We start from the raw sequence: 12,047 nt of genomic DNA, 5'->3' as shown, positions 1-12,047 counted from the left end.
CAAAAAAATAATTAAAGAATAAAACTAAAAGATAAAACAAAACAGAAAATACAAAACTGAATAATAAAATCCAATAATATAAAATGGTAAAACAAACGAGTCAAAAATGATTCCTAGTACATTAAAAGATAACAAAGATTCTCTATAAGATGAGATCGAAAAAGGATTCGACTAATTATAGAAAAGATCGATACTCCTACCACAAATTCTCGAATTTTCTCTTAATTTTGTTGCCTTTTCCAAAAATGGGCTTTTTGTTGATTGATTATACTAAAAACAGCTAAAAAACACTTGTTCCCTACCTGTTTTTTTTGATTATCTCCAGTCATAAACTTACTATGCCACTCATTCACTGTACTGTCGCATCTTTTTGCTATGTATTCAGAATAACAGCTATCAAATGAATGATAAACATTGAATTTTTCACATTCGTTGGTTGAAATGAAATATCCTCAATACCATGCGATATCCAGAAAAAAAATTAAACGATTGCCGTATCGCAACTATCAATCTAAAACAGCTCTTCTCAATAAAATGAAATCTTCTTTTATATTCATAATAAAAATATTCATTCTTCGAAAAGGATATTTTCAAATATTGTTAAAATCCCATGTATTTTCCCATGATATTATGCTTCTTTCCTAAAGATTTTCAATACACATCACACGAAAATACTTGATAGCATCACTCTTACTATTGAAGCATTTAATGGCATCATAAATAAATGTACCCGATACCTTATGTGTTACCATAAACACAGAACATTCTTGAGAATTTTCTTCTTGATGCGAACAATTAAATAACCGCAATGGAATATTAAAATCAGACATTTGAGAAGTTATTTTATCTAAAATACCTTCCAAATTGCATATTTTTAAACGAATAAAATATTCTCTTTCTTGTTCATAAACATTATCACAGTGAATAGCACTAAAAGTAGAACTTTTCCCCGAATATAACAACGGCATGTCTGTATTCATTTTAGCAATATTACAAATATCCCCCAGCACAGCAGAAGCTGTGGGATTTCCACCAGCGCCAGGACCGATCATTGTTAATTTACCCAATCTACCTGTTTCAATAATCACTGCGTTATTTATACTACCTACTAAAGCCATAGTGGAATCATATTTTAATAGAACAGGATAAACATATCGTATGACTTCTTTGCCTTTACGCTGAGCCATTGCTAAAAGTTTAATACGGTAACCAAAATCCTCCGCACTTCTAATATCTTCAAGAGTAATATTAGAAATACCTTCACAGTATACCCCATCAACAGATGTATTTGTACCAAAAGCTATTGAAGATAAAATGGCAATTTTCTGAGTGGAATCTATCCCATTGATATCAAACTCCGAATTATCTTCAGCATAACCACATCTTTTAGCTTCTTCTAAACAATCTTGAAAAGACATCCCTGAATTGTGCATATGAGAAAGAATATAATTACACGTCCCATTCATAATACCATAAATACGAGTAACCTCATCATACTCAATAGAATCTTTTAAAACCTTAATGATAGGTATGCCCCCAGCTACAGAAGCTTCAAAATTGAGAGTTGTTTTGTTTTTTTGCGCTAATAGAGATAAATCATTCCCATAACGAGCTATCAAGGCCTTATTAGCCGTAACTACATGACATCCTCGCATTAAAGCAATATTCACCGAATCATAAGCAGGATGCCCTTCCCCGCCAATAAGCTCAACAAAGACATCAATATCTGCCTTACTGGCCATTTCCAAAGGATCGTCGAACCACTCAGCTGTGAGGAAATTTATACCCCTATCAATATCTTTATCACGAGCACTTACAGCAGAAACAACAAATGAACATTGATTGGTATCTTTTAATATTTCTTCTCGTTCTTGAATATTCCGAATCAAAGCAGATCCTACTGTTCCAAGTCCTGCAACACCAATTTTTAAAACATCTGCCATTCAAATAACCTATAATCCTTCAATGAATACCCTACAAAACATTTCAAAAAAATGATGATTCATATGAATAGATCTGTCCATTCAATACCATTTATTCTAAAGCAAAATTCTTCAAATTACTAGAAAGTCACCATAATAATTTATTATAACTAAATATTTTTATTGTCTATTAGCAAAGGATTCATACTGTTCTTCCTTTTATTTTTTAAAAGATACAATACAATTATTCCCATAAAATCAATGATTTATAGAAATATTTGTCAAAATAAACATAAATATTTCCCTTAATTTTTAAAATACACCATAATTTTTTTGTCTTTTATGATTTGATTTATAATACAATTGCTTTCTATAACAGAACGAATCTGACAATATCTCAGAATAAAATTCATCACGATATATGAATACCAGATTGCTATAAATGATGTGCAAAAAATCGTATTTACTTTTTAAAAATTAAAATGATGATTTATTATCGCTATTATCAAAGTATTAACAAATAAAGTATCAGCGAATTGCTAGCATAAAAATTAATTAATTAATTAATTAATTTTTTGTATAAACATGTTATCGGTATATATAATATATGTATTAATATTAATATTTTTTCTTTAAAAAGAAATTAATGCCTTTTATGATACACAAAATTTTATGGATATTGGCGAAATATGCACAGCAAGGTTGCGCTATGTTTGTTATATAACTATAAATAGCAATGTTAAATAATAAAATATCCATGACATCTAAAAATGATAATGTACTATGTGCTAAATTTCGTGTAGAACAATATTTGTCAATCTTTTCTAATGGACAACAAAAGTTATGCTACCTTCTTCATTTAGAAAACCGAAACTCATCAACATTTATACTCCAGAAGAGCTTCAGGGTATACGAAACGCATGTAAATTAGTTGCTCGTTGTCTTGATTCATTAACATCTATTATAAAAACAGGAACAACAACTGATCAAATCAATGATTTCGTCTTGAAATTTGGAATGCAAAATAATGCGATCCCTGCGACTCTCAATTATCGCGGTTATAGAAAATCATGTTGTACGTCCATCAATCATGTTGTGTGCCATGGCATACCTTCTAATAAACCACTACGTGAGGGAGATATTGTTAATGTCGATGTTACTTATATTCTCAATGGTTGGCATGGTGACAGTAGCCGTATGTATCCAGTAGGAAAAATCAAAAGAGCAGCAGAAAGACTACTTCAAGTTACATATGAATCACTTTATAAAGGAATCGCTGCAATTAAATTAAATGACAACATAGAAGAGATCGGAAAAGCGATACAAAAATATGCCCGTAGTCAAAACTACTCTGTTGTGGAAATTTTTTGCGGACATGGCATAGGAAAGTGTTTTCACGAAAAACCAGAAATCCTACATTTCTATAATCCTTCTTTTCCTTCTGAGGGAAAAATTCAAGAGGGAATGGTATTTACCATTGAACCAATGCTCAATATAGGAGGATCTGCTGTCAAGGTACTTTCCGATGGATGGACTGCAGTTACACGCGATCAATCTTTGTCTGCACAATATGAGCATACAATTGGCATTACTAAAGAAGGATACGAAATTTTCACATTATCTCCCAATGACTTAGGAAGACCAGGGATTCCTCCTATTCAATAAATTTTATAATTGAAAGGTTTCCTGATGAACAAATTATCTTCAAAAAATCCTGACTATATTGGACATCGCAATCGTCTGTGAGATCGATTTATTCAGAAAGGAGAAAACGCATTAGCAGATTATGAGATATTAGAATTAATTCTTTTTAGGCTTATTCCACGTAAAGACACCAAATCTATTGCCAAAGCCCTTTTAAAACGCTTTGGAACATTAGGAGGTGTGTTTGGAGCTCCATTACATCTTTTACAAGAAATTAACGGAATTGATCAGAACGTGGCAGTTGAGATCAAATTAATATCAGTTGCATCTCAACGCATTTTAAAAAGTAAATTAATCAATAAAAAGATTCTTGATTCTTGGCCAACTCTACTGGATTACTGTAAAACAACATTAGCCCACGAAGAACGTGAACAACTCCGCATATTATTTCTCAATAAACATAATGTTTTGATTGCAGATGAAGTGCAGAGTAAGGGAACAATAGATTTTGTTCCCGTATATCTACGAGAAATTGTCCAACGTTGTTTAGATCTTTCTGCAACATCTATAATATTGGTGCATAATCATCCAAGCGGGAATCCCAATCCATCAAGCGCCGATATTAGCATGACTAACAATATTATAGCGACTCTTAGTCCGCTTAATATTACTGTTCATGATCATATCATTATTGGCAAAGATAATTTTATAAGTTTTAAAGGATCTAGAATCATATGATTAAAAGCAAAAAAATTACCCGTCGTTTTGTGATAGGAATATTAGTCACTTGCCCTATTTTAATAGGAATATTTTGTTTCACAGTGACCACTTGTACGCAAAACTTTCATGTACTAGTACCAGAAGAAGTATACCGATCTGCACAACCCAACAGTGTATTTATAAAATATATGTGGAAAGAACATTGTCTTAAATCTATTCTGAATCTACGAGGAAAAAACGATACACCTTGGTATGAGGAAGAAAAAAATACTGCAAAAAATCTAGGAATAGAATTGATAGATTTCCCTATATCTGCTACTAAAGAGTTAAATAAGAAAGAAATCAAACAACTGATATCCATTTTTCACAAGGCCCCTAAACCACTTCTAATACACTGTAAATCTGGAGCAGACAGAACAGGACTAGCTTCTGCCCTGTATCTATACTTTATTTCTAAATATCCAGAACAAAAAGCACGTAGCCAACTTTCTCTTTTATATGGACACATTGCCTTTTTAAATACACGCGCAATGGATAAAACCTTTGAAAAAAGCATTAAAAAACACCTTAAAATAACTAACCAGCATAAAATAAATAACTATAAAACCAGCATAAAATAAATAACTATAAAAATTGAAATGATAAAATAAAACCAAATAATATTTTGTTAAATAAGATAAATATCTATTAGAAGGTTTTAATTTATCATTATACATAACAATCAATATCTGTAAACAAATAATTCATTTGAAAGAGATTAATATTATGAACTTTTCTCAGACAATTCTTCTTTAGAGGATTCAGCGGAATCTTTAAACAATTGATCTACAGTCACTTTTCTCTCTATGATTTGCGCATTTTTTAATATACAATCAATAACTTTTTCCTCAAAAATTGGAGCCCGCAATTCAGCAACAGCATTGGGATGTTTTTGAAAATACTCAAGCATTTTTTTCTCATGACCTGGGAAACGCTGCAATTGCTGATAGAGAGCTGATTGCATCTCTTCTTCTGTAACATCTATACTGTTCTTTTCACCTATTGTTCCCAAAACAATCCCTGTTAGAACACGACGATTTGCTAACATACGATAATCTTGCACATCCTCTTCCTTAATAGGATCTGCATTTTCTGAGTTTTGACCAGAAGCATTCATTTCGAGTCGTATTTTTTGTAAGATACTATTATATTCATTTTCTACCAAGGATTCTGGAACATCGAATGTATACTTATTGCTTATGTAATCTAGAACCTGACGCTTAACTTTTTGTCGTATTACAAATTCAGAATGCTGTTTTATTTTTTGAGAACACAAATCTCTCATAGCAGTCTCTGATTCAAAATCTAATCTAACAGCTAAATCATTATTTATCACTATAGGAAGAGGAGAAGAAACCGCATTAATAGAAAAACTCAGTATAACTTTCTTCCCAGCTAAATCTTTAATAGAGTGATCTTCTGGGAACAAACGCTCTATTTCTTTTTTATCTCCGGCCTTCAGACCTATCAACATATCTGTTGTTTCGGAGAAAAGAGCTTCAGAACCTACAATACATTGAAGATTTTTCTTGGAATGATCTTTAAGAATGGTATTATCAGCAGATACGGTATAGTCTATGTTAACTTGATCGCCAATTTCAGCTTGTTTTTCTTTCACTTCAAACACAAGATTATTTTTGGCAATTTCAACCATTTGTTTATCAATTTCTTCTTCACTAACTTCACAAACATCTTGAGTTATCTGCAAATCATCAAAAGAATCAATTTCAATCTTCGGAAGTACATCATAGAGCAATCTAATTTTCAAATCTACAGATCCCTCTATCAAACGAGAAGTTACGTCATCTTCCCCTTCATTAATAGCGATGTTTGGTCGCATAGCGGCTCTTTCATCTCTTTGAGATAAAACTTCAGGAACAATTTCCTTGATCATTTCATCAATAATTTCAGATAGGATAGATTTTCCATACATTGATTTAATATGGGATACAGGAACTTTTCCTGGACGAAAACCCTTAATGTTAGCCTTACTTTTTATATCTTCTATGCGCTTATCAAAAACATCAGTCACCCGACTGGATGGCACAATCACATCCAACTCTCTTTTTAATCCTTCTGAAAATTTTTCAATAACTTGCATCTAAAACCCCAACCAAATAATCCATGAATTGTATTATAGGGGGAAAAACAACCTATAAAACATGCACACAAACTCAAATAACAATCACGTAAAAGAGCAACGACAGATAATAAATAAAAACGTACCCAATCCTACCATACTTCTTATTCAAAAGGAAAGATCATCCCTTAATATAGAAAATCGATATACCAAGAAATATTTACAACAAGAATCTCTTAAAATAATCAAGTAATGCAAAAATACGCGTTTTTTTTATTTTTATCCATAAATGCATTTCATCATATAAATATTATTACAGACAATAATGTACACTCAATCAAAAACGCATACTAAAAAAACACCCATATTGATAAAATAGAAACGCCTCTCATCAAAAACAATACTGTATATTTACACATTCTGAAAATCAAAAAAGAACATCATACCAATAATATTCAAGAAAATGACTCAATCATTACTTCTTCAAATCTACGAAAGGAGAAGGATGACGCAATCTGAGTAAAGAATGAGATCTCAATACTATCACTAAGAACAACGAAACAATCATCAAAACAGTATGGCGTGTATTAAACGAGCAATCAAATTTCAATAATGAATTTAAATAATAGAAATCAAACCCACAAAAAAACTCTATTCCACCAACAACAATTATTGCAGCTTTAGAAATTTTCGAAAGAGAAGTCATTCCTCCAAGAAAAACAAGAGATATTATTATTATATTCTCAGAAAACTTAAACATATCGGGAGATATAATCTTTTGCGATGCAGCAAAAAAAGACCCTGCGATTCCTGCAAACATAGAACTTACAGCAAATGCAGATAATTTGGCAAAAATGATTGTTGTATTAAAAGATAAAAAAGCCCTTTGATTATCTCTAATTGTTCTCCAAGCATTACCAATGAATGTACGACGCAACCACAGAATAGTCCATGCTAACAAGAAGCATAAAATCAGTAGAACATAATACATAAAGGTCTTATAAATGAAAAGAGAAGACGGATATCGGAAAAAATTTGTACATGATCTAAGATTTACTCCAAAAAACACCAAATGATCGGAAACATATAAACCCATTTTTCCATTAGTTATTGACTTCCAATGTATCAAAATATTCTGAAAAACTTCCGACATAACCAAAGTTGCAATAGCCAAATAATCTCCTCGAAATTTCAGAGAAGGCAATCCTAGAACTATACCAAATGCGCCGGAAATAATAGAAGATAAGGGAACTAATAACCATGGGGATATATCGTAATATTTCCCTAATATAACGTAAGAATATGCGCCTACTGCATACGAAACAACGCAATTAAGACTGAATAATCCAGCAGATCCCACAACAATACTTAAACCCCATGCAAGCATCACATATATAAGAATCTGAATCCCCATATTATCGATATACCGCTGAGCTTTATTCGCACCAAAGAAAAACATGAGAGCAATAGGATATACCATAGCCAGAATACATAACAACTTATCGTATTTATTTAACTTTGAGAAAAATTTTAACATGATATGACAATCCACTGTTTAGATATAAATTGAACGTAAGAAAAAAATAATTCCACGGCATCTTCCTTACAAATCCATTCTTTGTTTTACTTCATAACATCAAAGCCCATTGAGAAAAGATCGCCACGAAATATTTTACAAATAAAATATACCATGATGGTAGCGCCTATCTTGCTCAAAATACAATATAGTAAAATTAAAACGGAATATCGACCTAACATATAAAAATATAAAATTCAATCTTATTTATTAATACTGGATCATAGCATTTTTAGAACACTAACACATAGAATTGTTTGTTTTTAAATACTGTATAAATTAGAGATATAGTAATAATTTATTGCAAGAATATGCATGTATAAAATAATACAATACAAAATGTAGCATAAAAACCTTTTTTTTTCATGATTTTATTCATTTTTACGACCCTAAAATTAGATGTTCATTAAATCTAATATACTATAATATACGATATTTATTGGTCTTTAATTATAGAGATAACGATGACAGAAAAAATACAGTCCCATATGAAATATGTAATAGGCCCAGATGGAAGTCCTCTTACTATGGCAAACCTCCCTTCTCCTGATACAGAAAGATGGGTCGTTAGAAGAAAAGCAGAAGTTGTCGCTGCAGTACAGGGCGGCTTACTAAGCCTTGAAGAAGCATGCCAGATCTATACTCTTACCGTAGAAGAATTTCTCTCGTGGCAAACATCAATTGTACAGCATGGTCTGGAAGGATTGAGCACAACTCAAGTACAAAAGTATCGAGAGTAGAAAATACAGAAAAATCAATAATAAAATAGTAAAAATATACAATAGTATTCAGTAGAAGAATTTCTCTCGTGGCAAGCATCAGTACAGCATGGTCTGGAAGGATTGCGCACAACTCAAGTACAAAAGTATCGAGAATAGAAAACACAGAGAAAATCAATAATAAAATAGTAAAAATATACAATAGTATTCAGTAGAAGAATTTCTCTCGTGGCAAACATCAGTACAGCATGGTCTGGAAGGATTGAGCACAACTCAAGTACAAAAGTATCGAGAGTAGACAACACAGAGAAAATCAATAATAAAACAGTAAAAATATACAATAGTATTCAGTAGAAGAATTTCTCTCGTGGCAAACATCAGTACAGCAGGTCTGGAAGGGTTGCGCACAACTCAAGTACAAAAGTATCGAGAGTAGAAAATACAGAAAAATCAATAATAAAATAGTAAAAATATACAATAGTATTCAAATGATACCAATCTAGAACAGTAAAATTATAACACACTGTCCGAATCACTCCAATGAAGTCGACAAGTCCGTCCTTGAAATTTTATTCACCGATCATAGGCACTTTTGTATAATCTATTCATCACCATCTGATGTTGTTTCCAAACTATCTTCCAACATTTTTTGTCGCAACAAAAGATCTCTAATTGAAATAAGAAGATTGTCAGCTCTTTGACGGGCAGATTTCGCTAAAATAGGATATGCAAAATGGTTCTTATCATAAATACCGACTTGCCTTTCTTCTATTGCGATTTGCTTTTCTAAATTATCAACTATTCTTCTAAACTCTAATATAGTTGCTCTTAATTGTTGCAATTGACGATTCTTCTCATTCAATCGAAAACCTTTCAAACCATTTATTTGTTCTCTCAATCTCATAATATATCGTACTCCATCGGCAAAATGCTGTTTCAATCGCCACATTTAAAAAAATTTAATGTAAAAAATTAAAAAAAATGAAAACTAGAGCTCTTAAATTAACAAATAGTAACCTTTCATTTACGAGCATAGTTAATAATAAGGAACCAATGTTAAAAGGTAGTAAACAATCTACTTGTAATTAAATGAAGGTGGACATATTAACCATAGATGGATAAGGTCGAATAAAAATTGATAATTAATTGTGACAAGACAAATTTTTATATCTTGAAAAACAATTTACAGGTGATAGAATAACCATTCTTCTCCGTTTCTCTTATTATCCATCTTTGGTGATCATAGTTCGGCTGATTATAAAAGGTTAGTTTTACTTATATTAGCCTTAAAATGATGTTATTATAAGGAGATGATTAATGCGAGTTTTACTGATTGAGGATGATAGCGCATTAGCACATAGTATTGAGCTAATGTTAAAGTCAGAGAATTTTAATGTCTATGTTACCAATCTAGGAGAAGATGGAGTAGATCTTGGTAAATTCTATGATTATGATATCATACTCCTAGATCTCAATCTTCCTGATATTTCTGGATTCGAAGTGCTTCGCATTTTACGCATGGCAAAAATTTCAACTCCTGTTTGTATACTATCAGGTATGTCTAGCATAGAAGATAAAGTGCGAGGCTTGGGATATGGAGCCGACGACTATATAAGCAAACCTCTTAATAAGGACGAGCTTGTAGCACGCATTCATGCGATCGTACGTAGATCTAGAGGACATGCCCAATCGGTTATTGTTACCGGAGATTTAGTGGTTAATCTTGATGCTAAGAGTGTTGAAGTTCAGGGTCATAGAATTCACCTTACTGGGAAAGAGTATCAAATGATAGAATTGCTTTCTTTACGTAAAAACACTACCCTCACTAAAGAAATGTTCCTCAATCATTTGTATGACGGCAGAGACGAACCAGAAGTAAAAATCATTGATGTATTTATCTGTAAGTTGCGTAAAAAACTCAGCAATGCGGCTGGCGGTAAAAACTACATTGAAACAGTCTGGGGGCGTGGATATGTGTTGCGAGAAGGTGAAAGAGACGAATCATGCGAATATCTCGAAACAGCGTAAATATTATAATACATGACCAATGTGGTAGGCTACGGATAGGGGAGAAACCATCCTTTCTCTCCTTGTAGCATTTTAATAATTTTTTAGATGTAAATTGCGCTATTCGTTCGATACAAAATTAATTTTCATCTTTTATTTTTTGCATTTGTGGCGATTCTCTCATAGCAAATTGAATATTTTCACGGTTAAAAGGCTTTAATAGAAAGCTATCTACTCCAGCTTTAGCCCCAGCAATCATTTTTTCAAAATCCACTTCAATGAGTAGATAATAAATAAATACACTGGAACTTAAAGGCATTTTTCGAACGTCAGCAATAAAATCTAAAACACCTTCCAGAGATTCATCCAACACAAAATAATCAGGCAATGACTCTTTTTTACATAATTCCCGCGCTTCATATACATTAGAAGCATCAAATACTTCAAAACCAAAATCACTAAAAAGACGCTTACCTACTTTTCTAACAATATGAGAAGAATCAACTAAAACCAGACTATTCATAAAATCACCCCCCTAATATTCTGAATATCAGCTAATTCTCTCATAATAATCTTAAATTACACCTACAAAATCAAATTATTCACAATCATTGATACGTTATTTATTTTTTTGCTAACGCAAATAGTACAATATTCTGATCATCAATAGTTTCATACACCAACCTCATATTATTTTCATCTGCTAACAAGGCAGCATAATAAAATTGGACATCATGTGAATCAATTTTCATATCTGCATCACCATTTATGATATGAACGAATTTTTCAGGAACTCGCACTGAATTACCCTTTATTTGCAGAGAAAAAATATTTTCAGCCCCTGAATCCTGGACAGATATTTTTACATCCCCCCCCCTAGGGAGTGAGTAACATGCTATCATGAAAACATTAAGTAAAATTTTTGCTCTTTGCCTAGTAATATCTTTTCTATCACTCTTCCAAGAGACCTGGACTCTCTTATCAATAGAAGTAAAATCTTTAATAACTTGTTCAATCTCTTGCAAACACATTGAAGAATTATTAGATCCAGAATAACCAAAAGCTAATCGAATAAACTTGAGACGAGATATAGCATTCTGACTACTTACACGCATAAGTTCCATCGCTTCATCTTCAATTCCAACCTCATCTAATAATTCTAAACTATTATGAATTGCACCTATTGGCGAGATGATATCGTGACAAATACGACTGCATAGCAACGCAACAAGATCCGTTGAAGAAAGATTGAAACAAGTATTTTTATCCATAGATATTACTCCTCAAAAATCCACTAAATTGCCATCAAAACACTGCTCTTTACACATATTCTTCCCCCC

At 32.0% G+C, this 12,047-nt stretch carries 10 protein-coding genes and 3 pseudogenes; 7 read left to right on the top strand and 6 right to left on the bottom strand.

Annotation, left to right across the window (positions count from 1 at the left end; genetic code table 11):
• Positions 1–641: 641 nt before the first annotated feature.
• Positions 642–1,943 carry a homoserine dehydrogenase gene (locus tag G293_RS04060; protein WP_047264411.1) on the bottom strand — a complete coding sequence of 434 codons (1,302 nt, stop codon included), beginning with the start codon at positions 1,941–1,943 and terminating at the stop codon, positions 642–644.
• Between the two features lie 822 nt (positions 1,944–2,765).
• Between G293_RS04060 and map the strand changes: the two genes are divergently transcribed.
• The 3 genes and pseudogenes from map to G293_RS04045 all read left to right on the top strand — a co-directional run bounded on the left by map (position 2,766) and on the right by G293_RS04045 (position 4,906).
• The gene (map, locus tag G293_RS04055; RefSeq protein WP_047264410.1) at positions 2,766–3,587 is read left to right on the top strand and encodes a type I methionyl aminopeptidase; all 822 of its coding nucleotides are present in this window, start codon (positions 2,766–2,768) and stop codon (positions 3,585–3,587) included.
• A gap of 24 nt (positions 3,588–3,611) precedes the next feature.
• Positions 3,612–4,304 (top strand): annotated as a pseudogene (gene radC, locus G293_RS04050) (RadC family protein).
• Complete coding sequence (locus G293_RS04045) at positions 4,301–4,906, top strand: dual specificity protein phosphatase family protein (protein WP_047264409.1); 606 nt, start codon at positions 4,301–4,303, stop codon at positions 4,904–4,906. The pseudogene radC and the gene G293_RS04045 overlap by 4 nt, the downstream one beginning before the upstream one ends.
• Positions 4,907–5,049: 143 nt before the next feature.
• Here the strand turns inward: G293_RS04045 and tig are convergent, their stop codons facing one another.
• The gene (tig, locus tag G293_RS04040) at positions 5,050–6,426 is read right to left on the bottom strand and encodes a trigger factor (RefSeq protein ID WP_047264408.1); all 1,377 of its coding nucleotides are present in this window, start codon (positions 6,424–6,426) and stop codon (positions 5,050–5,052) included.
• A 454-nt stretch (positions 6,427–6,880) separates the two neighbouring features.
• Complete coding sequence (locus G293_RS04035) at positions 6,881–7,942, bottom strand: branched-chain amino acid ABC transporter permease (RefSeq protein ID WP_047264407.1); 1,062 nt, start codon at positions 7,940–7,942, stop codon at positions 6,881–6,883.
• Between the two features lie 503 nt (positions 7,943–8,445).
• On the opposite strand from G293_RS04035, the gene sciP reads away from it, so the two are divergent.
• The 3 genes and pseudogenes from sciP to G293_RS05965 form a co-directional block, all read left to right on the top strand.
• Entirely contained in the window at positions 8,446–8,721 is a 276-nt protein-coding gene (sciP, locus tag G293_RS04030; protein ID WP_047264406.1) for a CtrA inhibitor SciP, read from the top strand.
• Positions 8,722–8,769: 48 nt separating this feature from the next.
• Positions 8,770–8,859, top strand: a pseudogene (locus G293_RS05560) (DUF1153 domain-containing protein); the annotation flags it as partial.
• A gap of 61 nt (positions 8,860–8,920) precedes the next feature.
• Positions 8,921–8,998: pseudogene (locus G293_RS05965) on the top strand (CtrA inhibitor SciP); the annotation flags it as partial.
• Positions 8,999–9,301: 303 nt separating this feature from the next.
• Here G293_RS05965 and G293_RS04025 read toward each other — a convergent pair.
• Complete coding sequence (locus G293_RS04025; RefSeq protein ID WP_047264405.1) at positions 9,302–9,604, bottom strand: hypothetical protein; 303 nt, start codon at positions 9,602–9,604, stop codon at positions 9,302–9,304.
• Positions 9,605–10,017: 413 nt separating this feature from the next.
• Between G293_RS04025 and ctrA the strand changes: the two genes are divergently transcribed.
• Positions 10,018–10,728 carry a response regulator transcription factor CtrA gene (gene ctrA / locus G293_RS04020; RefSeq protein ID WP_047264404.1) on the top strand — a complete coding sequence of 237 codons (711 nt, stop codon included), beginning with the start codon at positions 10,018–10,020 and terminating at the stop codon, positions 10,726–10,728.
• 118 nt (positions 10,729–10,846) lie between these two features.
• On the opposite strand, the gene G293_RS04015 is transcribed toward ctrA, so the two are convergent.
• A complete protein-coding gene (locus G293_RS04015) occupies positions 10,847–11,230 on the bottom strand; it encodes a response regulator (protein WP_047264403.1) in 384 nt (127 codons plus the stop codon).
• Between the two features lie 100 nt (positions 11,231–11,330).
• Entirely contained in the window at positions 11,331–11,978 is a 648-nt protein-coding gene (locus G293_RS04010) for a histidine phosphotransferase family protein (RefSeq protein WP_047264402.1), read from the bottom strand.
• Positions 11,979–12,047: the final 69 nt, after the last annotated feature.

The sequence above is a fragment of the Candidatus Liberibacter africanus PTSAPSY genome (genome assembly GCF_001021085.1).
Classification (GTDB): Bacteria; Pseudomonadota; Alphaproteobacteria; order Rhizobiales; family Rhizobiaceae; genus Liberibacter; species Liberibacter africanus.
Note: the sequence above shows the minus strand (reverse complement) of the source record. Positions and strands in the feature narration are given on the sequence as shown.

Bases quoted from the DNA above. Each gene is read 5' to 3' on its own strand.
- G293_RS04060 (WP_047264411.1), bottom strand. From the start codon at position 1,943: ATGGCAGATGTTTTAAAAATTGGTGTTGCAGGACTTGGAACAGTAGGA.
- map (WP_047264410.1), top strand. From the start codon at position 2,766: ATGCTACCTTCTTCATTTAGAAAACCGAAACTCATCAACATTTATACT.
- G293_RS04045 (WP_047264409.1), top strand. From the start codon at position 4,301: ATGATTAAAAGCAAAAAAATTACCCGTCGTTTTGTGATAGGAATATTA.
- tig (WP_047264408.1), bottom strand. From the start codon at position 6,426: ATGCAAGTTATTGAAAAATTTTCAGAAGGATTAAAAAGAGAGTTGGAT.
- G293_RS04035 (WP_047264407.1), bottom strand. From the start codon at position 7,942: ATGTTAAAATTTTTCTCAAAGTTAAATAAATACGATAAGTTGTTATGT.
- sciP (WP_047264406.1), top strand. From the start codon at position 8,446: ATGACAGAAAAAATACAGTCCCATATGAAATATGTAATAGGCCCAGAT.
- G293_RS04025 (WP_047264405.1), bottom strand. From the start codon at position 9,604: ATGAGATTGAGAGAACAAATAAATGGTTTGAAAGGTTTTCGATTGAAT.
- ctrA (WP_047264404.1), top strand. From the start codon at position 10,018: ATGCGAGTTTTACTGATTGAGGATGATAGCGCATTAGCACATAGTATT.
- G293_RS04015 (WP_047264403.1), bottom strand. From the start codon at position 11,230: ATGAATAGTCTGGTTTTAGTTGATTCTTCTCATATTGTTAGAAAAGTA.
- G293_RS04010 (WP_047264402.1), bottom strand. From the start codon at position 11,978: ATGGATAAAAATACTTGTTTCAATCTTTCTTCAACGGATCTTGTTGCG.